20 protein-coding genes and 1 riboswitch are annotated in these 22,143 nt (G+C 70.5%); of the genes, 9 read left to right on the top strand and 11 right to left on the bottom strand.

Features of this window, described 5'->3' with window-relative positions; translation table 11 throughout:
- Position 1: 1 nt before the first annotated feature.
- Positions 2 to 643: a TetR/AcrR family transcriptional regulator gene (locus L942_RS28490; RefSeq protein ID WP_037366368.1), complete on the bottom strand. Its 642-nt coding sequence runs from the start codon at positions 641 to 643 to the stop codon at positions 2 to 4.
- 90 nt (positions 644 to 733) lie between these two features.
- Here L942_RS28490 and L942_RS28485 point away from each other — a divergent pair, with 90 nt between their 5' ends.
- From L942_RS28485 to L942_RS28475, 3 genes are read left to right on the top strand one after another with little or no spacing between them, the layout of a single operon-like run.
- Entirely contained in the window at positions 734 to 2,107 is a 1,374-nt protein-coding gene (locus L942_RS28485) for a flavin-containing monooxygenase (protein ID WP_037366365.1), read from the top strand.
- Positions 2,104 to 2,985 (top strand): alpha/beta hydrolase, encoded by an 882-nt coding sequence (locus L942_RS28480; RefSeq protein ID WP_051166312.1) that lies wholly within the window; start codon positions 2,104 to 2,106, stop codon positions 2,983 to 2,985. Before L942_RS28485 ends, L942_RS28480 begins: the two co-directional genes overlap by 4 nt.
- A complete protein-coding gene (locus L942_RS28475) occupies positions 2,982 to 4,055 on the top strand; it encodes a saccharopine dehydrogenase family protein (RefSeq protein ID WP_037366362.1) in 1,074 nt (357 codons plus the stop codon). The genes L942_RS28480 and L942_RS28475 overlap by 4 nt, the downstream gene beginning before the upstream one ends.
- Positions 4,056 to 4,131: 76 nt before the next feature.
- Here L942_RS28475 and L942_RS28470 read toward each other — a convergent pair whose 3' ends face one another.
- Genes L942_RS28470 through L942_RS28460 form a run of 3 tightly spaced genes read right to left on the bottom strand, consistent with a single transcriptional unit; the run spans position 4,132 to position 7,636 of the window.
- A complete protein-coding gene (locus L942_RS28470) occupies positions 4,132 to 6,429 on the bottom strand; it encodes an FtsX-like permease family protein (RefSeq protein WP_037366359.1) in 2,298 nt (765 codons plus the stop codon).
- Positions 6,426 to 7,115, bottom strand: a complete 690-nt coding sequence (locus tag L942_RS28465; protein ID WP_037366356.1) for an ABC transporter ATP-binding protein — start codon at positions 7,113 to 7,115, stop codon at positions 6,426 to 6,428. Before L942_RS28465 ends, L942_RS28470 begins: the two co-directional genes overlap by 4 nt.
- On the bottom strand, positions 7,115 to 7,636 hold the full coding sequence (locus tag L942_RS28460; protein ID WP_037366353.1) for a PadR family transcriptional regulator: 522 nt from the start codon (positions 7,634 to 7,636) through the stop codon (positions 7,115 to 7,117). Before L942_RS28460 ends, L942_RS28465 begins: the two co-directional genes overlap by 1 nt.
- 368 nt (positions 7,637 to 8,004) lie before the next feature.
- Here L942_RS28460 and L942_RS28455 point away from each other — a divergent pair, with 368 nt between their 5' ends.
- Positions 8,005 to 8,274 carry a DUF1918 domain-containing protein gene (locus tag L942_RS28455; protein ID WP_037366350.1) on the top strand — a complete coding sequence of 90 codons (270 nt, stop codon included), beginning with the start codon at positions 8,005 to 8,007 and terminating at the stop codon, positions 8,272 to 8,274.
- A 52-nt stretch (positions 8,275 to 8,326) separates the two neighbouring features.
- On the opposite strand, the gene L942_RS28450 is transcribed toward L942_RS28455, so the two are convergent.
- Positions 8,327 to 10,708, bottom strand: coding sequence for an HAD-IC family P-type ATPase (locus L942_RS28450; protein WP_037366404.1), 2,382 nt, complete (start codon positions 10,706 to 10,708; stop codon positions 8,327 to 8,329).
- Positions 10,709 to 10,823: 115 nt separating this feature from the next.
- The gene (locus L942_RS28445; protein ID WP_037366347.1) at positions 10,824 to 11,024 is read right to left on the bottom strand and encodes a hypothetical protein; all 201 of its coding nucleotides are present in this window, start codon (positions 11,022 to 11,024) and stop codon (positions 10,824 to 10,826) included.
- A gap of 143 nt (positions 11,025 to 11,167) precedes the next feature.
- On the opposite strand from L942_RS28445, the gene L942_RS28440 reads away from it, so the two are divergent.
- Positions 11,168 to 11,752 (top strand): DUF3558 family protein, encoded by a 585-nt coding sequence (locus L942_RS28440; RefSeq protein ID WP_037366344.1) that lies wholly within the window; start codon positions 11,168 to 11,170, stop codon positions 11,750 to 11,752.
- Between the two features lie 4 nt (positions 11,753 to 11,756).
- Here L942_RS28440 and L942_RS28435 read toward each other — a convergent pair whose 3' ends face one another.
- The 3 genes from L942_RS28435 to L942_RS28425 are packed head-to-tail and all read right to left on the bottom strand — an operon-like array spanning position 11,757 to position 13,493.
- On the bottom strand, positions 11,757 to 12,422 hold the full coding sequence (locus L942_RS28435) for a (2Fe-2S)-binding protein (RefSeq protein ID WP_037366341.1): 666 nt from the start codon (positions 12,420 to 12,422) through the stop codon (positions 11,757 to 11,759).
- Positions 12,419 to 13,258, bottom strand: coding sequence for a CbtA family protein (locus L942_RS28430; protein ID WP_037366339.1), 840 nt, complete (start codon positions 13,256 to 13,258; stop codon positions 12,419 to 12,421). The genes L942_RS28435 and L942_RS28430 overlap by 4 nt, the downstream gene beginning before the upstream one ends.
- 25 nt (positions 13,259 to 13,283) lie before the next feature.
- Positions 13,284 to 13,493, bottom strand: a complete 210-nt coding sequence (locus tag L942_RS28425) for a CbtB domain-containing protein (protein ID WP_037366402.1) — start codon at positions 13,491 to 13,493, stop codon at positions 13,284 to 13,286.
- Between the two features lie 42 nt (positions 13,494 to 13,535).
- Positions 13,536 to 13,620, bottom strand: a riboswitch (adenosylcobalamin (AdoCbl) riboswitch).
- Between the two features lie 268 nt (positions 13,621 to 13,888).
- Here L942_RS28425 and L942_RS28420 point away from each other — a divergent pair.
- Together L942_RS28420 and L942_RS28415 are read left to right on the top strand one after the other, a co-directional pair.
- The gene (locus L942_RS28420; RefSeq protein ID WP_037366336.1) at positions 13,889 to 15,517 is read left to right on the top strand and encodes a GMC family oxidoreductase; all 1,629 of its coding nucleotides are present in this window, start codon (positions 13,889 to 13,891) and stop codon (positions 15,515 to 15,517) included.
- Between the two features lie 16 nt (positions 15,518 to 15,533).
- Complete coding sequence (locus L942_RS28415) at positions 15,534 to 17,108, top strand: succinic semialdehyde dehydrogenase (protein ID WP_037366333.1); 1,575 nt, start codon at positions 15,534 to 15,536, stop codon at positions 17,106 to 17,108.
- Here L942_RS28415 and L942_RS28410 read toward each other — a convergent pair.
- Positions 17,095 to 17,757: a TetR/AcrR family transcriptional regulator gene (locus tag L942_RS28410; RefSeq protein ID WP_037366330.1), complete on the bottom strand. Its 663-nt coding sequence runs from the start codon at positions 17,755 to 17,757 to the stop codon at positions 17,095 to 17,097. The two genes, L942_RS28415 and L942_RS28410, sit on opposite strands and share 14 nt — an antisense overlap.
- Positions 17,758 to 17,840: 83 nt before the next feature.
- Here L942_RS28410 and L942_RS28405 point away from each other — a divergent pair, with 83 nt between their 5' ends.
- Positions 17,841 to 19,337, top strand: coding sequence for an acyl-CoA synthetase (locus L942_RS28405; protein WP_037366327.1), 1,497 nt, complete (start codon positions 17,841 to 17,843; stop codon positions 19,335 to 19,337).
- Between the two features lie 42 nt (positions 19,338 to 19,379).
- Here L942_RS28405 and L942_RS28400 read toward each other — a convergent pair whose 3' ends face one another.
- Positions 19,380 to 21,164, bottom strand: coding sequence for a gamma-glutamyltransferase family protein (locus L942_RS28400; protein ID WP_037366323.1), 1,785 nt, complete (start codon positions 21,162 to 21,164; stop codon positions 19,380 to 19,382).
- Positions 21,165 to 21,236: 72 nt separating this feature from the next.
- Here L942_RS28400 and L942_RS28395 point away from each other — a divergent pair, with 72 nt between their 5' ends.
- Positions 21,237 to 22,118: a LysR family transcriptional regulator gene (locus L942_RS28395; RefSeq protein WP_037366321.1), complete on the top strand. Its 882-nt coding sequence runs from the start codon at positions 21,237 to 21,239 to the stop codon at positions 22,116 to 22,118.
- Positions 22,119 to 22,143 lie beyond the last annotated feature (25 nt).

Genomic DNA, 22,143 nt, shown 5'->3' with positions numbered 1-22,143 from the left:
CTCACTGGAGATACGGCGCCAGCAACGCACCGGTCAGCCGGCGCGCGGTCGCCGCCGCGTGCGCGGCGTCGCCGTCGACCAGACCGAGCAGCGGGTCCAGCCCCGCGACGTGCGGGGCCAGCGCCAGGTGCGGCAAGACCAGCAGCAGCAAGGACAACACGATCTCGACATCGGTGTCCGGGCGCAGCTGCCCCGCCGCCACCGCGCGCTCGACCAGCGGCCGCAGCACCGCCAGATAGTGGCTGTTGACCGCCGCGCGCACCGGCGTGCGGGCGGTCGGATCGGGTTCGAGGTTGGCCGCGGCGGTCATCGCGCGTTCGAGCGGATGGTCGTAGAAATACCGCACCCACGCGTCGAGCAGCCGGTCGAGCGCACCGGCGAAATCCGTGTCCCACGGGAGCTTCGCGATCTCGGCCTCCATGGCCGCCCGGATCCGCACGCTCGCCAGCTCGGCCAGGTGGACGTACATGTCGGCTTTGTCGGTGAAGTACTGGAAAAGGCTGCCCTTCGACACCCCGGCCTCGCGGCAGATCGTGTTGAGGCTGCCGCCGCTGAAACCGCGTGCCGCGAACTCCGCCTCGGCCGCCGCCAGCACCGCCGCCCGGCGCTTTTCCGGCAGCCGCTCCCACGTTCCCGTCGGCACCGCCGACCTCCTCTTCTTGACTCTCCCCTGCCTGCGATCGTACTCTATGACCACTGGTCATATGACCACTGGTCACAAGGAGGAGTGCGCATGTCCGCGAACAGCTTCCGAGTCTGCGTCGTCGGCGCGGGCTCGTCCGGGATCGCCGCCGTCAAGGTGCTCGCCGAACGCGGCATCGACGTCGACTGCTACGAACTGTCCGACCGGGTCGGCGGGAACTGGGTGTGGGGCAACCGCAACGGGGTCTCCGCCGCCTATCGGTCCCTGCACATCAACACCTCGCGGCAGCGGATGGAGTTCAGCGACTTCCCGATGCCGCGGCACCTGCCCGATTTCGCCCGGCACGACCAGATCGCCGACTATTTCGCGGCGTATGTCGACCATTTCGGATTCGGCGACCGCATCCGGTTCGGCACCGGGGTCGCGCACGTCAAGCCGGAACCGGACGGCAGCTTCGCCGTCACTCTGTCCACCGGGGACACTGAACGCTACGACGCGGTGCTCGTCGCGAACGGCCACCATTGGGATCCGCGAATGCCGGAACCGATGTTCCCCGGCGCCGAAGGGTTCCGCGGCGAGATCATGCATTCGCATTCCTACACCGAGGAAGAGCAACTGGCCGGACGCCGCGTCGTGGTGGTCGGCATGGGCAATTCCGCGATGGACATCGCCGTGGACGCCTCCTATCACGCCGCGGAAACGTATCTTTCCGCGCGGCGCGGGGTGCACGTGATCCCGAAATACGTCTGGGGCAGGCCGTACGACCAGATCGCCGGCAAGGAATGGCTGCCCTCGGCGCTGCGCTGGCCGGTCGCGCGCAAGCTGATGGCGGCGGCGACCGGGCCGATGACGCGCTACGGGCTGCCCGAGCCGGACCACAAGTTCGCGCAGGCGCATCCGACGATGTCCAGCCGCATCCTCGACCGGCTCGCGCACGGGGCGATCACGCCGGTGCCGAACATCGACCGGTTCGACGGCGACGACGTCGTGTTCGCCGACGGCCGCCGGGTCGCCGCGGACCTGGTGGTGTTCTGCACCGGGTACAAGATCAGTTTCCCGTTCTTCGACCGGGATTTCCTCGATCCCTCCGGCGACAACGAGATCCGGTTGTACCGGCGGGTTTTCCACCCGGGCGTGCCCGGACTGTATTTCGTCGGGCTGGTGCAGCCGCTCGGCGCGATCATGCCGATCGCGGAACGGCAGGCACTGCTGATCGCGGACCATCTGCAAGGGCGTTACCACTTGCCCGGCGCGGCCGAGATGGAGCGCGAAATCGACACGCACCGGCGGCGGATCGCGCGGCGTTATGTCGCGTCCAAGCGGCACACTATCCAAGTCGACTACGACGACTACATGCGCGACCTCCGGCTCGAACGGCGACGCGGCGCGCGCCGCCCGGCGGGCCGCACTCCCGCCGATCGTCCGGTCGCCAGCGCCGCCGCCCGAGAGGGGCTCCCCGCGTGAACGTGTCTTTCCCGGTCGACGGCGACCAGTGCGCGGCGACGCTGTACTTGCCCGCGTACGAAAACCCGCCGGTGATCGTCATGGCGCACGGCCTCGGTGCGGTCCGCGAAATGGGCCTCGCCGCGTACGCCGAACGTTTCACCGCCGCTGGTTACGCGTGTCTCGTCTTCGACTACCGGCACTTCGGCGACAGCGAAGGCACTCCGCGCCATCTGCTGTCCCCGCGGAAACAGCTCGCTGATTGGGCCGCCGCGATCGCCTACGCGCGCACACTCCCCCAGGTCGACGGCGACCGGGTCGTCGCCTGGGGCACGTCCTTCGGCGGCGGGCACGTCCTCGCGACCGCGGCCGACCGTCCGGCCGGGCTCGTCGCCGCGATCGCGCAGTGCCCGTTCACCGACGGCATCGCGTCCGCGCTGGCCATGCACCCGGCCAGTTCGGCGAAGGCGACCGCCGCGGCCGCCCGGGACGTGGTCGGGCACTGGCTCGGCCGGCCGCCGCATCTCATCGCCACGGCCGGTCCGGAGCGGGGCACCGCGCTGATGACCGCGCCGGACGCCGAACCGGGGTATCTTGCGCTGGTGCCGCCGGGCAGCGATTTCCGCAACGAGGTCGCGGCCCGGGTCGTGTTCGACATTCTGCGGTACCGGCCGGGCCGCCGGACCGGACGGATCGAGGTGCCCGCGTTGTTCGCCGTCTGCGAGAAGGATTCCGTCGCTCCTTCCGGACCGACGCTGCGCTACGCCGCCCGCGCGCCGCGCGGCGAGATCCGGACTTACCCGGACGGGCATTTCGCGATCTACCGAGGAGATCCGTTCGAACGAGTGGTCGCCGACCAAATCGCCTTCCTCGGCCGGCACGTCCCGGTGGCGGCATGACCGGGCGGATCGTGGTCTTCGGGGCGACCGGCTACACCGGCGGCCTGGTCCTGGAGTCGCTGGTGCGGCGCGGGGTGCGGCCGGTTCTGGCCGGACGCAGCCGGTCCGCGCTGGATTCCTTGGCGGCGAACCACGGCGGCCTGGAGACCGCGGTCGCCGATGTCGGCGATCCGGCGAGTCTTCGCTCGCTGGCCGGGCCCGGCGACGTGCTGATCGCCACCGTCGGCCCGTTCGACCGGATCGGGCACGCCGCCGCGCGGGCCGCCGCCGATTCCGGGGCGCACTATCTGGATTCGACCGGCGAGGTCGGTTTCGTCCGCACGGTGCGGGAGCGGCACCACGAGCGAGCCGTCGAAACCGGTGCGGCGATGGTCCCGGCGTTCGGCTACGACTACGTTCCCGGAATTCTCGCCGGCGCCCTGGCCGCGCGGGAGGCCGGGGACGCGGTGCGCTCGCTGGAGATCGGGTACTTCGCCACCGGGCCGTTCGCCCGGGGGCTGAGCCAAGGCACCCGGGCGACCATGCGGGACGGGCTGACCTTGCCTTCGCTGCGCTGGCGGGGACGGCGGCTGATCGAGGAGCGGACCGGGAGCCGGGTTCGCTCGTTCCCCGTTCGAGGCCGGTCCAAACCGGCTTTCCTGGTGTCCGGAACCGAAGTGCTTTTCCTGCCGGGAAACTTCCCGTCGCTCGACGAAGTGACTGTCTACAATGGCTGGTTCCCCGCCTTGAGCCGGGCGATGCCCGTGGTGTCCGCGCTGGCCGCGGTGGCCGGACCGGTGGTGCACGCGCTGAGCGGGCCGATGGTGGGTCCGCCCGGCGGACCGGACGCGGCCGCCCGCGCGAAAACCGGGGCGGAGGTCGTGGCAGTCGCCGATTCGCGGGTCGAGGTGCGGCTTGCCGGGCCGAACGCGTACACGCTCACCGGGGATCTGCTGGCTTGGGCCGCGATCCGGTTGAGCACCGACGGTCCGGCGACCCCGGGCGTGGTGGGTCCGGTCGACGCGTTCGGCCTGGACGCGCTTCGCGACGGGTGCGCGGAACTCGGCCTGGTGCAACAGAAGAATCCGTAACCCCCCTCGAAAGCCGTGAAGGGCTCCTTGAGGGAATCTGATTCCCTCAAGGAGCCCTTCACGGACCACCCCCGGCTCACTCCGAGCGCAGTGTGTCCAGCCTCGTCACCTGGCGCAGCAGCGGGAGCGTCAAGGCCGTCACCAGCAGCACCGCGGCCACCGCGGCCCCGGCGAGTCCGGCCAGCACCCCGCCGTCCACCATCATCGGCAGTTTGGCCAGCCGCAGGATCGGCGCGGTCAGGCCGAGCCCGGCGCCGACCGCCAGCACCACCCCGACGAGCACTGGAACCGCGGTCTGCCACAGGGATCCCCTGGCCAGCACGCCGATCGGCACGCCCGCCGCGGACAGCGCCGCGAGCGGGCGGCGGCGTTCGCTGATCTGCTCGATCGACAGCATCAGCAGGCTCATCGCGGCCACCGCCAGCACGAACAGCGACGCAGTCAGCAGCACCGCGCGGAAGCTCGCCACCATCCGGTCGTCGCGGCCGGCGTAGTCGGACAGGTAGTCCGTCTTGCCGACCTCGGCCTTCCACGCCAGCGGGCGCAGCACGGTCGCGACCCGGTCGACCAGCTCGTCGACGCTTCCGGGGCCTTCCACCAGCAGCTGCGTCCGCTCGATCGGCGGCTTGACGTCGCCGAGCGCGCTGGGCGTGACAAGCAGGATGCTGGCCGCGGCCTTCGCGGTGTTGCTCGACGGCACGACCCGGACACGGTCCGGAACTGTCCACTTAGGACCTTGAACCGTCTTGCCGTTGCGGTAGCCGGACAGCTGGTACTCGCCCTTCGGCACGGCCTGCGCCGACGAGCCCGTCACGTAGAAGACGTCGCCGTCGGCGCAGTCGCCGATGTTCGCCTCCGTCTTCAGCGCCACGCAGTCCCCGACCGTGCCGTAGATGTCCCGTTCGCCAGCGCTGAGCTGCAGGGATTGGGCGCTGTGCACGCCGGTCACCCCGGCCGCGCCGGACAGCCGCTGCCGGACCTCGGCCTCGTGCGAGCTCGTGGTGTCCACCCGCACCGGCGCGGCCGCGACCCCGGCCGGCGTCTCGTAGGACCGGGAGGTGCGGTTGGTCATCGACGTCAGCACGCCCTGGATCAGGATCGTCCCGGCCAGCACGACGACCAGCCCGGACACCACCCGGCTGGCGGTGCCGCTGTCGAGCTGCAGCCGGCGCACCGCGAGCTGCCAGGACGGCGGACCGCCCCGCAGCCGTTCCACGATCCGCTCCACCAGCCACGGCAGCAGCGCCGCGACGCCCATCAGCAGGAACACGCTTCCCACCGTGAGCGCCAGCGCGGCGGCCTGGTCCCCCGAACCCGGCGAGACGACGAGCGTGCCGAGCAGGAACACTACGCCGATCGCGGTGATCGTCCAGCGCCACCACATCCGCCGCCGCACCGGTTTGCCCTGCCGGACCACGCCGAGCGGTTCGACGATCGTGCGGCGCAGGCCGAACAGCGCCGAGCCGACCGCCAGGCCGGGCACGAGCAGCACGATCACCAGCAGCGACACCCATGACGGCGTGAAGTCGTCCGCGAACACCCGGAGGCCGAACGGGAGCCAGTCCCCGATGAACGGACGCAGCGCGGAGAACAGCGCACCGCCGGCCACCAGCCCGATCACCGCGCCGACCAGCGATTCCGCCGCCGCGACCCGCTTGATCTGCCGGGCGTCCACCCCGATCAGCCGCAGCGCGGCGAGCCGCCGTTCCCGTTGCGCCGCGCCCATCCGCGACGCGGTGGTCACGAAGATCAGCAACGGCAGCAGCAGCACCGCGGCGATCGGCGCGACGACCATCCACATGATCGCCGACAGCGCGAACCCTTCCACTGGCTTGCCGTAGGCGTAAACGCTGCTGGCGTTCTCCCCCTCGGCCTTGATCTCCGCGGCGGTCGACCCGTAGTACGCCGTGAGGTCGGCCGCGTCGCTCACGCCCGGCTCGGCGATCTGGCCGACCACGGCGCCCGGCAGCCGCGCCTTGAGCGACGCGCCCTCGGCCGAGTTCAGCTTCTCCGCCAGCGCGGGCGACACGACGACCTCGCCCGGCGCGGGCAGCCGGGAAAGCCCCGGCGGCACAGGCGAGTTCGGCCCGGTCGGCGCGACCGCGGTCAGCTGGACGAAGTCCTCGCCGACCGACGGGTACCAGCGGTAGGTCGCCAGCGGCGCGATCCCCTCGCGCGGCGTCGTGTCCTGTTTGATCGCCGCCGCGCGCTCCGCCCGCGCGTCCACCAGGTGGCTCACCGAGGCGGCGGGCAGGAGCACGGCGACCGCGAGCGCGATCCCGAACGCGGTCATCGCGAGCCGCAGGAGCGCCGAGCCGGACATCCGGCCGCCCCCGACGGCCAGCCGGAGCCCCAGCAGCAGATCCCGCGTCATGCGACCAGCTCCCGGTCGACCGTGCGCCCGTCCCGCACCACGATCTCGCGGTCGGAGTACGCCGCGACCCGCGGTTCGTGGGTCACCAGCACCACCGCGGCGTGCGTTTCCCGCGCCGCCTGGGTGAGCATCTGCATGACCTTCTCGCCGTTGAGCGAGTCGAGCGCGCCGGTCGGCTCGTCGGCGAAAACGACCTTCGGCCCGGTCACCAGCGCCCGCGCCACCGCGACCCGCTGCGCCTGCCCGCCCGAGACGTCGCCCGGACGCCGCTTCGCCAGGTTGTCGACCTCCAGCCGGGCCAGCCATTCCTTCGCCTTGGCCTCGGCCGGCCTCCGCTTCGCCCCGGTCAGCCGCAGCGGGAGCGCGACGTTCTCCAGGCAGGTCAGCTCGGGAACGAGCTGGCCGAACTGGAACACGAAGCCGAATTCGGTGCGCCGCAACGCGCTCCGGCCCTTGTCGTCCATCGCGACCAGGTCCTGGCCGGCGTAGTGGATGGTCCCCGAGTCCGGCCGGACGATCCCGGCGAGACAGTGCAGCAGCGTCGATTTCCCCGAACCGGACGCGCCCATGATCGCGAGCACTTCCCCCGCCGAGACGGTCAGCGCCGCCCCGTCGAGCGCCCGCGTCCGGCCGAACGTTTTGTGCAGCCCGTTGCCCGCGAGCAGCGGAGTCCCCGGCCTGGTCATCAGCGCACCGCCTTCTCGAGTTCGCCGAGCCGGGCGGCGGTGAGCTCGAGCCACCGCAGATCCGCCTCGAGATGGAAGAGCGCGTGGTCGCAGATCAGCTGATCGGCGAGGTCGCCCTGGGACTTCCGCTTGGTGAGCGAGCGCATCACCTTCAGGTGCTCGCTGCGCTGGACGTCCAGCACGTCGGTGGCGTCGCGCCCGGACAGCAGCGCCAGCACCACCTTCGTGTACAGCGTGTTCTGCAGGTACGGCTCCGGGCTTTCCGGAGTGTTCAGCCATTGCTCGACGTCGGTGATCCCGGCGTCGGTGATCGTGTAGCGCTTCCGTTCCGGCCCTTCGCCGCTCTCGACCCCCGCGACCTCGACCATGCCGTTGCGCAGCAAGCGCGACAGCGTCGAGTAGACCTGGCCGTACGCGAGCGGGCGGTCCTGCCCGAACTGCTCGTCGTACGCCCGTTTCAGGTCGTACCCGTGTCTCGGACCCGACTCGAGCAACGCGAGCAAGGTGTGTGAAACCGACATTCCCCTGTTCCTCCCTTGACCCCGGAATCCGGGGGTGAAGATCACTATACAGCAGAGGTATACGCGCCGTGTATACCTCCATAGAGTAGTTCTTCGCCGCAGGTCAGCGGGTTGGGCACGCCGGGGCTCAGCGACCTTGCCGCTCGCGAGACGGGGCGGCCCGCTCTCCGCGGCGCTCCTCGCGCTCGCCGAGCTCCGCCCCAGGGGCGACACGTCCGAGAGCCGGAACCGGTGTCGTCGCCGGGACAGCCGGAACGCGGCGTATCCGGGTTGGCCGCATGCGTCCCCGGAACGGACTACCTCGGGGTTTCGCAACCGGCGCGACAGGGGTATCGCTGGATGCGTCGCAACTCGCGAGAGGAGGAACCATGCACGCACAGCGTGGAGACTGGCTGGTCGTGAAGGGAAGCCACGTCGACATGCCGGAGCACCGGGGCCGCATCGTGGCGGTGGGTTCACCGGACGGAGGACCGCCGTTCACCGTCCGCTGGCAGGGCGCGGACCACGACTCGACGGTCTTCCCGGGTCCGGACGCGATCGTGCTGACCGACGCGGAGCTGGCCGCCCAGGACGAACGGCTCCGGGAGCGGGTCGAGGGGCTGGGCGCGCTGCAGCAGCACCTGCCGAGCGGCGCCTGATCCTTCGCGAACTGTTCGCGAGGGGAACCCGCATTACGTCACGGGTCTCCCCTCACGAACCCGCTTTCCCGATCCGGTTCCCGATCCAGCGCCCGATCTCGATCAGCACCACTCCCGCCGCCGCGCAGCACACCGCTGTCAGCGTGTAGCTCGCGTTGCCCGGGTCCAGCTGGAAGATCTCGCGCGTCCACGGCAGCAGGAACATCAGCGCCGACACCACCGCCATCGTCGCGACCAGCGCGGCCTTCCACCAGGTGTAGGGCCGCGCGACGACCGCCAGCACCCACAGCGCCAGCGCCATCAGCGTCATCAGCGCCGTGGTGCTCGCCTGGACCTGCGCGGCTTCGGTGGTCGCGTTGCCGGGATGGACCAGGACGTACGAGACGAACGACGCGGCCCCGATCACCACCCCGGCCGGGACCGCCGTCCGCAGCACGCGGCCGACGAATCCGGAGCGCGCGCGGTCGTTGTTCGGGGCCAGCGAGAGCACGAACGCGGGCAGGCCGATGGTGAACCAGCCGACGATCGTGACGTGCCTCGGCAGGAACGGGTACGGCATCGCGTCCAGGCCGATCAGCCCGGGCACGCCCACGATCAGCGCCAGCAGCACCGAGTAAACGGTCTTGGTGAGGAACAGGTTCGCGACGCGTTCGATGTTGCCGATCACCCGCCGGCCCTCGCCGACGACGTGCGGCAGAGTAGCGAAAGCGTTGTCCAGCAGGACGATCTGCGCGACGGACCGAGTCGCCGGGCTGCCCGCGCCCATCGCGACGCCGACGTCGGCGTCCTTCAGCGCGAGGACGTCGTTGACGCCGTCGCCGGTCATCGCGACGGTGTGCCCGCGCGCCTGCAGCGCCGCGACCATCGCCCGCTTCTGCGCCGGTGTCGCGCGGCCGAACACGGCGGTGCCTTCCAGCTGATCGGCCAGCTCGCCGGGGTCTTCGGACAGCGTCCGCGCGTCGACCGGGGCCTCGCCGCCAGGCAGCGCCAGCGCGCGGGCCACGCCGCCGACCGACACCGCGTTGTCGCCCGAAATCAGTTTCACCGCAACGCCTTGGGCGGCGAAGTAGTCCAGCGTCTCGCGGGCGTCGCCGCGGATCTTCTGTTCCAGCACGGCCAGCGCCACCGGCGTGACCGTGCCCGGCCCGTCCGGCGCGTCGACGGGGTTAGCGGCCCGGCCGAGCAGCAACACCCGCAGGCCCTGCGCGCCGATCCGTTCCGCTTCCGCGCGTTCCTCCGACTCGGCGGGCAGCAGCACGTCCGGCGCGCCGAGCACCCAGTCGCCGTGCTCGGCGAACGCCGCACCGCTCCACTTCCGCGCGGAGGAGAACGGCACCACGGCGGTCGGCGTCCAGTCCGGTGCGGCCGGGCAGCCCTGCGCGATGGCGACCAGGCTGGCGTTCGGGCGCGGCTCGGCGGCGGCGAGCGCGGCCAGCACCGTCTCCGGCTCCTCGCCCGCGTCGTGCAGCCGCCGCAGTTCGGACAGCCGCATGGTGTTCTCGGTGAGCGTGCCGGTCTTGTCCGCGCAGACGACGTCCACGCGGGCCAGTCCCTCGATCGCGGGCAGCTCGTTGACCAGGCACTGCCGCCGCCCCAGCCGGATCACGCCGACCGCGAACGCGACCGACGTCAGCAGGATCAGCCCCTCCGGCACCATCGGGACCAGCGCCGCGACCATCCCGCGCAGCGCGGCGGGCAGTTCCTGCGCCCCGGACAGCTGGTTGTAGATCGACAGCGCGCCGGCCGGGATCAGCAGGTAGGTGATGACCTTCAGGATCTTGTTGATCCCGTTCCGCAGCTCCGAATCGACCAGCGTGAACCGGCCCGCCTCCTCGGCGAGCTTGGCCGCGTACGCCTCCGCGCCGACCTTCGTCGCCCGGTACGCGCCGTTCCCGGCCACCACGAAACTGCCGGACATGATCGCGTCGCCCGCGCGCTTCACCACCGGGTCGGACTCGCCGGTGAGCAGCGATTCGTCGACCTCGAGGGCGTCCGCGGACAGCACCTCGCCGTCGACCACGACCTGGTCGCCCGCGCCGACCTCGATCACGTCGTCGGCCACGACCTCTTCCGGGGCCAGTTCGCCGCTGCTCCCGTCGCGGCGCACGCGCGGGCGCACCTGGCCGACGATCGCGAGCCGGTCCAGCGTCCGCTTGGCGCGCAGCTCCTGCACGATGCCGACGACGCTGTTCGCGACGATCACCCCGGCGAACAGGCCGTCCAGCAGGTAGCCGGTGGAGAAGATGATGACCGCGAGCACCGCGAAGATCGCGTTGATCCGGGTGAAGACATTCGACCGGACGATCTCCCACGCGCTGCGGCTCGTGCGCGAAGGCACGTCGTTGGTCCGTCCCGCGGCGACCCGCTCGGCCACCTCGGCCGCGGTGAGCCCGCGCGTGCTGTCCTGCGTGAGCAGGCCGTCGTCCCCTGGCATGGGTTCGACCATACGCAGTTTCCGGGCAAACCCGGCGCGGCGCCACCCCCGGCGGGTCCGCCCGTTCGGGTGACTGCACGGGGTCGCTGCCGGAGACGGGATCGCGGGACCGGGCTCAGCCCAGCCACTGCTTCGGCGGCGGGTACACGTATCGCGCGATCGTCGTGCTCACCCAGCCGATGCAGAAGCCGCCGAACACCGGCAGCACGACCTGCACCTCGTGCCCGCCGCGAAGCAGGCCGACGAGCAGGAAGACCAGCGCCCACGCGACGAGCAGCCCGGCGCTGTAGGTCCAGTAGTTGCGATACCTGCGCATGGCCGCCTCCCGGTGCTCTTCTTCCCGAGTGTCGCGCACGCAGATCTCGATCGCAGGTTCATTGCGAATCTTTTGGCATTCGACCGCACAAAACAGGCTTCTGCCGCTTTTCCGCGGTAAACCGAAAGCGCTGGAATGCGGCTATGCTCGAATCCGTGGCGCCGAAGAAAATCGTGCCTCCGCACCGCCGTCGTCGTGCGGGCCTGCTGCTCGCGTTCCTCCTCGGCGCAGCGGGCTGCTCGTCCGCGCCGCCGCCTCCGCCGCGTCTGTCGCCGCCGCTGCCCGACGCCCCGCTCGACCTCGCGCAGTTCACGACGAAACCCTGCGACCTGATGGCCCACGACCAACTGGTCATGTTCTTCGTCAGCAGCCCCGGAACGACCGCCCCGGTCGCCGGGAAGACCGCCTGCACCTGGATTCCCCACGACACAAAGGCGCTCGCTTACACCGCTTCCGTCGACACGACCTCAGGCGGCTTGGAAGCCCGCTACCGCCGCCGGGCTTCGATTCCCGGCTTCGCCCCGGTCTTCGTGCACAGCTATCCCGGCATCCATCGGGACACTCGCGACGGCCAGTGCACGGTGGAAACCGGCGTCGCCGACGACACTCTGCTCACGGTCACCGTCACCGCGACAGACCCCAAACTGGACGCCTACAACGATCCCTGTTACGAGGCCGACCGGTTCGCCGGAATCATGATCGCCTATCAAGCCAACCGGGCGCCCTGACCGGTCAGGCCAGCACGCAATCCCCGCATTTCGGGCCGTCGCGATCCGGCGTCGCCCGGTAAAACAGGCAGCAGCTGCGACGGCGGAACCGGCCGTTCTCGCGAGTCGCGGCACCGGCCAATTCCGGCAATTCTTCCAGCTCGGCGACAATGCCCGCGACCCGGTCAGTCCACTCCGGACGCTCCGCCCGCAGCACCGTCACCGCCCCGTTCAGCGCCGACGCCACATTCCCTCGCCGGACATTCCGCGCCAGCGAGAACTCCGCCATCGCCTGGTCCAGCCGCGCCAACGGCCCGCGCAACACCCGTTCCGCGAACGCACCGACCACCTCGGACTCGACCGGCGGGTTTTCCGCCAGCGACAACGGAAACGCACCGCCGAGCTTCGGCTGCCACCACGCCGTCGAATAGTCCGGCACCGCGGCCGAACCGACCGCGAGCCCCAATGCGGGCGAGATGATCCGCGCCGCCAGCCCGAGATGCGCGATCGACGCCGCGACCCGCGGTTCCACGAAATCGCCGCCGAGCACGGCCCGGTTCCGCGCGACGCGTTCGCGCAGCACCGGGCCGTCGTCCAAAACCTCGGCGAGCGGACGCCACGGCTCGGCTGGCTCCCCGGCCGGATGCGTGTCGACGGCGAAGAACGGGCCCAGTCCGGTCAGCGGGTTCACGCCTCGACGGTAACCGCGCGCCCGCGGTCCAGCACGCGTTCGGCGAGCGGGCCGAACACGAGCGCGATGGTCGTCCACAGGATGGCCTGCGCCAGCACCGAGTAAAGCCGGAAGCCGAAGAGGGTGTCGGCGGGGAATCCGGGGTACGCGATCCGGCCGTCCGGACCCTTGAGCGGCAACGGGGTTTCGCTGGCCTGCGGACCGTACTCGGCGACGTTGGACGCCAGCGAACCGAGCGACGGCAACAGCGCCATCAGCAACGCGGACAGCACCACGAACCCGGCGCCCGCGACGAGCGTCGCGTTCCAGTTGCCCAGCCGCGGAGCGAGCCGTTTGCCCGCCACGACCGCCGCGACCAGGAACACCACCGAAGCGACGACCATCGTCAGGTACAGCCCGGTGCGCGCGCCGATGGTGGCTTCGTGCCCGATCGCCGGCGGGTTGGCCGGGTATTTCAGGAACGGCACGAGATACAGCGTCAGGAATCCGGCCCCGGCGACGAGCACCGCCAGCACCCGCGCGCGGATCCGGCCGACGCGACCCAGCAGCACGGTGTAGGTCACCGCGAACAGCAGGCCCATCGCGACCCCGAAGAGCACCATGCCGATCCCGAGGCCGAGGTTGCCCTGCACGGCCCGGCTGAAAACCTCGTGGCCCTCGTGGTCGCTCGCCATCCCGGCGGCCTGGTCGAGCGCAGCCTGCGCCTCGTCGCGGCCGGTTTCGTAGTCGATCGCCGCCTGGGTCAGCGGTTCGGCGAAGATCCGGGCGAAGACGAACGCCAGCAGTCCGCCCAGCGCTCCGGCGAGGAGGCCGCGCAGAATCAGTTTGTTCTGCATTGTTCGGTTGTCCGTTCCGGGCGCGTCAGTGGCAGGGGAAGCCGAGGAAGTGCCGCGCGTCGTGGACGAACTCGTGCACGTGGGTGTCGCTGCCGAAGATCGAGACCGCGCCCTGGTCGACGCCGACGAAGTAGTACAGCAGCAGCGCGCCGGCGATGGTCGCGCCGAGCAGCAAAGCGGCTTTCGAGACGGGCAGAACGACCGGGGTGGACCGGTCGGCCGGAATGGTGGCCATGGCTCTCCTTCGGGATGACGCGTCCCTTGCGGGTGGACCTGACGACGGCTCCTCGACCTGACTCGCCCGGGATGGGCACACAGTGGCGCGACCGTGCCGGATTCTCACCGGCTTCGGGAAGCCGTCGCGCGAGCAGCACGGTACGGCGGTGTCCGGCCGGCCGTCAATCGCACGTGCGTCCGATGTGTCCGCTATCGCCTCGTTTGCGTACTCGGCGTGGCGAGGGTCGCACCGAACGGAGCAAGGCCGCTCACGCGGGGTCGATGCGGCCGATCCCCCTGCGGGCAAGCCGATCGGGTCCGCGCGCGAAGCGTTGCGCACCCGGCGGGAAAGCTATACCGTGCCTGAACTAGAACAGGTTATAGTTTCGGTGGCGCGCGGGACGAGGAGCGGACATGGCGGCGAGGGTGGCCCGAAAGAGCGAAGCCGACTACGTGGTCGTCGGGTCGGGCAGCTCGGGGGCTGCCGTCGCGGGGCGGCTCGCGGAGTCCGGGGCCAGCGTGATCGTGCTCGAGGCGGGCAAGAGCGACGAGCAGCTGCTGTTGCGCAAGCCGGGGTTGGTTGCCCCGTTGCACGCGGTGCCCCAGCTGAAGAAAATGAGCGACTGGGGGTTCTACTCGGTCCCGCAGAAACATGTTCTCGATCGGCGCATGCCGGTGCCGCGCGGGAAGGTGCTCGGCGGCTCCAGTTCGGTCAACGGGATGGTCTACGTCCGCGGCAACCGGGCGAATTTCGACTCCTGGGCGGCGGAGGGCAACACCGGCTGGGACGCCGACAGCGTCAACGCCGCGTACAAGCGCATGGAGGACTTCGAGGACGGCGAGAACGCCTTCCGCGGCGCGGGCGGGCCGATCAAGATCACCCGCAACAAGATGCCGCAGGAAGGCACGCTCCAGTTCCTCGACGCGACGGCCGACGCGATCGGCTGCGAGATCATCGACGACTACAACGGCGAGTCGCAGGAGGGCGTCAGCCGGATGCAGCAGAACGCTGCCGACGGCCTCCGCTACAGCGCTTCGCGCGGCTACCTGCACCACCTCGCGCCCCGGACGCTCGAGATCCAGTCCCGCGTGTTCGTGCGGAAGGTGGTGATCGAGCACGGCCGCGCGACCGGCGTCGAGGTGACCGACGCCAACGGCAGGCGCCGCACGGTCCGGGCGGGCAAGGAGGTCATCCTCTCCGCCGGGTTCGTCGGGTCGCCGCAGCTGCTGATGCTGTCCGGGATCGGGCACGCCGAGCACCTCAAGGAACACGGCATCGAGGTGCTCGCCGATCTGCCGGTCGGCGACAACCTGCACGACCACATGTTCCACGCGCTGACGTTCCAGGTGTCGTCGTGCAAGAACAAGGGCACCGCGCCGTATTTCGCGCGCGGGATGGCCCGGGAGCTGCTCAAGCCGGGTTCGACATTCCTGGCGAACTCGGTGTTCGAGGCGCTCGCGTTCCTCAAGACGTCGCAGGCCGGGGACGTGCCGGACCTGCAGCTGCACCTGCTGCCGTGGGCGTACGTTTCGCCGAACCAGGACGCGCCGATCCGGCATCCGGTCGACAAGCGGCCGGCGCTGACCGTGCTCACCACGCTGATCTACCCGAAGAGCCGCGGCACGATCCGGCTCGCCTCCGCCGATCCGGCCGCGGCGCCGCTCATCGACCCGCAGTACCTCTCCGACCCGTCCGACCTCGAAGTGCTCGGCGAGGGATCCGAGATGGTGCGCGAGATCTTCGCGTCGAAGGCGTTCAAGGGCTCGGTCAACGAGGAAATCCACCCGGGCACGCACCTGCGCGGCCAGGAGCTGCGCGACGCGATCCTCAACCGCGCGACGTCGGTGTACCACGGCGTCGGCACCTGCCGGATGGGCGTGGACGACCTGGCCGTCGTCGGCCCGGATCTCAAGGTCCGCGGGATCGACGGCCTGCGGGTCTGCGACGCCTCGATCATGCCGTCGATCACCGGCGGCAACACCAACGCGCCCTGCATCATGATCGGCGAAATGGGTGCGCAGCTGGTCCTTTCCGGCAACTGAGAAGGAGCGGAAGACCATGACCCTCACCCCGGTCCGGCCCACCCGCCCGGCTACGGCGGCCGAAGACTTCCTACGCGGGCTCGTCGCCCGGGTCCCCGGATCGGGCGGCGCGGCGTGGCCGCTCACCGAGGTCTACACCGGCGACGTCCTGGTGGAGCTGCCGCAATCGACGCCGTCCGACATCGAGCAGGCTTTCGCGACCGCGCGGGCGGCACAGGCGAAATGGGCCGCGACGCCGCTCAAACAGCGGTTAGCGGTGTTTCGGCGGGCGCATTCGCTGTTCATCGACCGCGCGCGCACGATCGCCGATCTGATCCAGGTGGAAAGCGGCAAGAACCGGCGGATGGCGATCGAGGAAACGTGCGATCCGCCGATGATCATGAGCCACTACCTGAAGCGCGCCCGAAAACTGCTGGCCCCGACGCGGCGCGGCGGACCGGTTCCGCTCGTGTCGTCGTCGACCGAGATCCGGGTGCCCAAAGGCGTGGTCGGGATCATCGCGCCGTGGAATTTTCCGTTCGCCACCGGCATTTCCGACGCTGTCCCGGCGTTGATGGCGGGCAACGCAGTGGTGTTGAAGCCCGACAACAAAACCGCGCTGTCGCCGCTGTACGGCGTGCAGTTGCTCGAAGAAGCCGGCCTGCCTCGCGGCCTGTTCCAAGTGGTGTGCGGCGAGGGTCCGGACGTCGGTCCCACGCTGATCGACCAGGCCGACTACGTGATGTTCACCGGCTCCACCGCCACCGGGAAGGTGATCGGCGAGCGAGCGGGCCGGAACCTGATCGGCTGCTGCCTCGAACTCGGCGGCAAGAACCCGATGATCGTGCTTCCCGACGCCGATTTCGCCGACGCGGTCCCGGGCGCGGTGTTCGGCGCGTTCGGCAACACCGGGCAGATCTGTATGCACATCGAGCGGATCTACCTGCCCGAGTCGCGGTACGAGGAATTCAAGGAAGCCTTTGTGGCCAAGGCTTCCTCGCTGGACGTGCGAGCGGCCTACGATTTCGGGCCGGAAATGGGCTCGCTGGTTTCGGCGGACCACATGAAGCGAGTCAAGTCCCATGTGGACGACGCGGTGGAAAAAGGAGCCACCGTCCTGTGCGGCGGCCGTCCCCGGCCGGACCTCGGCCCGGCGTTCTTCGAGCCGACCATTTTGGAAGGCGTCACGAAGGACATGCTGTGCGGGGTCACCGAAACGTTCGGCCCTGTCGTGGCATTGCACCGCTACCGGACTGTAGACGAGGCAGTCGAATTGGCCAACGACACCGACTACGGGCTGAATGCTTCGGTATGGGGCAAGGAGCTTCGCGCGGCTGCCGCGGTGGCTGCGCGGTTGGAAACGGGCAACGTCAACGTGAACGACAGCCTGGCGACCGCGTACGCGGCCAAGGGAACCCCGTCCGGCGGCGTGAAGACCTCCGGCGTGGGTGCCCGGCACGGGGACCAGGGGCTGCTGAAGTACACCGACGTGCAGAACCTGGCGGTGCTGAAGAAGCCGGTGATGAGCCCACGTCCGGGGCAGAAGTACGAAAAGTACGTGGAAGGAATGCTGTCCGGGCTGAAGATGATGCGGCGGCTCAGGATCCGGTGACGTCCGAAATGGACTGACGCACCACCCGAACCACCTTCCCGCCCGCCTCGGTCAACCCCTTGAGCCGCGTCCGGCGCGTCAGCAGTCCGCCGAGGACCAGTTCGACCAGCTGCGCTCCGACCTGCTCCGCGGACACCGTGCCGGCCGGGTCGAACCACGTCCACGCCCATTGGGCCGAGCCGAAGATCAGCAGGCTCTGCACCTCGACGTCGCACGGGCGGAACTCCCCCGACGCGATCCCTTCGGACAAGGTCGCGCGCACCAGTCCGAGGTATTCCGCGCGCATCCGGCGGCCCTCGGCCATCGCCTCGTGGTCGGCGAGGCGGACGACCTCGCGCTGGAACGCGACGGTCGCCTCCCGGTCCACCACCTGGTACAGCACGAACGCGTACAGCAGCCCGGCCAGGCGCTGCGTCGGCATCGCGAGGCGGTCGCGGATCAGCGCGGCCTCGGCGAGCCTGCGGCGCATGTACGACTCGTGCAGCGCGGCGAGCAGCCGGTCCTTCGTGCCGAAGTGGTGCACGATGGTGCCCTTCGACAGTCCCAGCTCGCCGGCGATGTCGGAGAAGTTCGTGGCGTCGTAGCCGCGTTCGGCGACGTAGCGGGTGAACGTCGCGAGGATGTCCCCGGCGCGGCCTTTGGGTGGCATCGGCCCACTGTAGCCGAAGTTTGACCACTGACCGTCCGTACGGTTACCTTCGTCGTGGTCCCCGGCGACGAAGGAGTCTCGGCATGGCATCGAGCTTGGCGCAGTGGGTTGCCCGGCGCAGCACCGTCACCCCCGAATCCGTTGCGCTCGTGGCCGCGGAGACCGGCGAACGGATCACGTACGCCGACCTCGAACGCCGGGTCGCGGGGCGGGCGGCGGCGCTGCGCGAGCTGGGCGTGCGCAAGGGCGACCGGGTGGCCTTGCTCGGCCTGAACTCCACGGACTACCTCGAAACGCTCTTCGCGGTCGCCTGGCTCGGCGCGATCACACTGCCGATCAATTTCCGGCTCGCGGCGGCCGAAATCGAGTACCTCCTCGACGACGCCCGGCCGGTCGTGGTGGTGCACGACGACACGTTCGCCGCGCTCGCGAAGGAGGCTTCCGGCGCTCGGACTCTGGTCAACAACAGCGAACTCGCGCGAGCGGGCCGCGTCGAACCCGAACCGACCGGGCCGGACGACGTCGCGGTGCTGATGTACACCTCCGGCACCACCGGCCGGCCCAAAGGAGCCATGCTCACGCACGGCAACCTCGAGGCGAACGCGATCAACGTGCTCACCTCCGGGGAAGGAATCCTCCCGTCGGACATCACGCTCACCGTGGCTCCCCTTTTCCACATCGGCGGGCTGGCGCTGTTCACCCTGCCGTTGCTGTACGCGGGCGGAACGGTGGTGGTCGCGGGCAAGTTCGAGCCCCGAGAAACCCTCGCGCTGCTGCAGCGGGAGAAGGTCACCGTCCACTTCATGGTGCCCGCGATGTGGGCGGCGATGACACAGGTCCCGGATTTCGATTCCTACGACCTGTCCCGGCTCCGGTACCTGTTGTGCGGCGGCGCGCCGTGCCCGCTGCCGGTGATCGAGTTCTACGAGGGCAAGGGACTGACCTTCGTGGAGGGTTTCGGGATGACCGAACTCTCCCCCGCCGCGCTGGTGCTGGAATCGGCGTTCGTGCGCTCGCACGCCGGGTCCGTCGGACGGCCCTTCCTGCACGTCGAGGCCCGGATCGTGGACGAACGCGACGACGACGTACCCACCGGGACGGTCGGCGAGCTGGTGTTGCGCGGCCCCAACGTTTTCGCCGGTTACTGGGGCCTGCCCGAAGCGAGCGCCGAAGCCCTGCGCGGCGGCTGGTTCCACTCCGGCGACCTCGCCCGCTGCGACGCCGACGGGTTCGTCACCTTGGTCGACCGCAAGAAAGACATGATCATTTCCGGCGGCGAGAACGTTTATCCGATCGAGGTCGAACAGGTGCTGCACCGGCATCCGGACATCGCCGACGTCGCGGTGATCGGCGTGCCGGACCCGCAGTGGGGCGAAACGGTGGTCGCGGTGGTCGTTCCGGCCAATGATGCGCTCGACGAGGAGGCGGTGATCTCCTATTGCCGGGAGCGGATCGCCGCGTTCAAGTGTCCCCGCCGGGTCGAGGTGGTGGACGAGCTTCCGCGCAACGCCACCGGGAAGCTGCTCAAACGCGAACTTCGCGCCCGGTACACGGGTTCCGCCGCCGCGGTCTCCCGGTAGGCCGTGGGGAAGCGCGGGTTCCCCGCACGGCACGTCCCCCGGTCACCGCCCCGCCGCGTACCCCTGCGCGCCACGCGAATTCGCCGCCGCCGACAGCACTCCGGTCTCCGGATCCTTCGCCACCGCGCACAGCCGCCCCTCCGACCACGGCTCGCCGACCGTCACGTCGTGGCCCCGATTTTCCAGCGCGGCAATGACTTCCGCGCCGATCCGCGATTCCACCGTCACGCTGCCCGCCGCCATTCCGCGCGGGTAGAACGAACTCGGGAAGCTGTCGGTGTGCCAGTTCGGGGCGTCGATCGCACCTTGCAGGTCGAGCCCGCCGCGGACCTTTCCGCGCAGTGCGACGCCGAGGAAGAAGTGGAAGTTCCACTGGTCCTGCTGGTCGCCGCCGGGGGTGCCGAACGCCATCACCGGCACGCCGTCGCGCAGCGCGAGCGACGGCGACAGCGTGGTGCGCGGCCGTTTGCCCGGGGCGAGCGAGTTGGGCAGACCCGGGTCGAGCCACGCCATCTGCAGCCGGGTGCCCAGCGGGAAGCCCAGCTCCGGCACCACCGGGTTGGACTGCAGCCAGCCGCCGCTCGGGGTCGCCGCGATCATGTTGCCCCACCGGTCGACCACGTCCAGATGGCACGTGTCGCCGCGGGTCAGGCCGTCCTTCGCGACGGTCGGCTCCCCCGCCCCGATCGCCGACGCGGTGACCCCGCCGCCCGCGACGTAGTGCACGTGCCGGCTCAAGCGCGGTGTGCGGCCTTCCGGGCTGCCCGGACGCAGGTCGAACGACGCGCGCTCGCCGATCAGCCGGCGCCGGGTCTCGGTGTACTCGGGGGAAAGCAACGCTTCGACGGAGACTTCCGCGCTGTCGCCGTACCAGGCTTCGCGGTCGGCCATCGCGAGCTTCGTGCCCTCGATGAGCCGGTGGTAGTAGTCCGGCGTCGCGTACTCCAGCTCGTCCGGCAGGAGCGCGAGCTGTTGCAGGAACGCCGGACCTTGGCTCCACAGCCCGGCTTTCGCGACCGTCCAGCCGTTCCAGGAATAGGTGACCGGGTCCTCGTAGGCCGGGCGGAACGCGGCGATGTCGTCGGCGGTGAGGGTGCCCGCGTGCCGTTCGCCGGAAGAATCCATCGCCGGTTTCGCGGCGAAGGCGGCGAGTGCTTCGGCGACAAAGCCCTCGCGCCACGCCTTCCGCGCCGCCTCGATCTGCGCTTCCCGATCGCTTCCGGCCGCCTCCGCTTCCGCGATCAGCCGGCGCCAAGTCTCGGCAAGCGCCGGATTTTTCAGCAGCGCACCGGGTTTCGGCGCGACTCCGCCGGGCAGGTACAGCTCGGCCGACGTCGTCCACTCGGTCTCGAACAGCGCGCGGACGGTCTCCACCGTCGCGCCGACGCGCTCGACTGCCGGATGGCCGTCCGCCGCGTAGTGGATGGCGTACTTGAGGACCTCGCGCAGCGACTTCGTGCCGTGGTCGTGCAGCAGGAGCAGCCACGCCTCGACCGCACCGGGCACCGCGGCGGCGAGCGGGCCGGTGCCGGGGACGAGGTCCAGTCCGAGCGAGGTGTAGTGCTCGATGGTCGCGCCGGCCGGTGCGGGGCCCTGCCCGCACAACACCTTCGGCGCGCCGCCCGCCGGGGCGAGGATCATCGGCACCTCGCCGCCGGGCCCGTTGAGGTGCGGTTCGACGACGTGCAGCACGAACGCGCCGGCGACCGCGGCGTCGTAGGCGTTGCCGCCGTCCTCGAGCACCGCCATCGCGGCCGCCGAGGCGAGCCAGTGGGTGGACGACACCATGCCGAAGGTGCCCTGCAACGTCGGGCGCGTCTGGACCATGGGCCCTATCGTCGCGCGTGAGCTGGCGGTACGTCAAAGACATCTGAGGCACCAATCCGATAGCGTATCGCTATGGAACGCCGCCAGCTGGAGTACTTCGTCGCGATCGCCGAGCACGGCGGGTTCACGCACGCGGCGCGGGCGTTGCGGGTGGCGCAGCCGTCGCTGTCGCGGGCGATCGCGAAGCTGGAGCAGGACCTGGGCGTCGAGTTGTTCCACCGGGTCGGGCGCAACGCGGTGCTGTCGAACGCCGGCGAGCTGCTGGCCGAGCGCGCCCGGCTGGTGCTGCGCGACCTCGACGCCTTGCGCGCCGCCGCGCGGATGGCGGGCGACGGACCGGCCGGGCGGATCGACGTCGCGGCCACGTCGTCGTCCGCGCTGGAGCCGGTGATCAGCAGCATCGCCGAGATGCGCACGCGCCATCCGGGCGTCTTGGTCAGCACCTCGGCGGCGTTGTCGGCGGCCGAGGTGGTCGCGATGGTGGTGCAGGGCCGGTGCGAAGCCGGGGTGTGCGGGAGCGCGGAACGCCCGGCCGGGCCGGGCCTGGTCGCGCATCACCTGCGGGACGAAGAGCTGCTGCTGGTCGCCCCGCCGGGTACGGGAATCGGCTCGGACGGCGCCGTGGAGCGGAGCGAACTCAGCGGCATGCGGTTCGTCGTCACTACGCCGGCGACCGCGGTGCGCGGATTCTTCGACCGGCTCGCCGCGAGCGTGCCGGACTTGTCGATCGCTGCCGAGGCGGGCGACCGGAGTGTCGTGCTGCCGATGGTGCTGCGCGGGATCGGCGCGAGCCTGATGCCGGACGGCTGGGCGGAGCTGGCCCGCCGCGCCGGGGCGGAGGTGCTGCGGTTTTCGCCGCCGGAGACGCTTCCGCAGTGGCTGATCTACCGGTCCGGGCCGATCACCGCGGCAACTCAGGCGTTCGTGGACATCACCCTCGCCGCCGGCGGGTAGCGGTCCAGGCCCGGTCCGACCGCCG

Source organism: Amycolatopsis orientalis DSM 43388, from assembly GCF_000411975.1.
GTDB classification, from domain to species: Bacteria; Actinomycetota; Actinomycetes; order Mycobacteriales; family Pseudonocardiaceae; genus Amycolatopsis; species Amycolatopsis orientalis_D.
The sequence above is the reverse complement of the archived record's forward strand: the minus strand, read 5'-3'. Positions and strand labels throughout refer to the sequence as shown.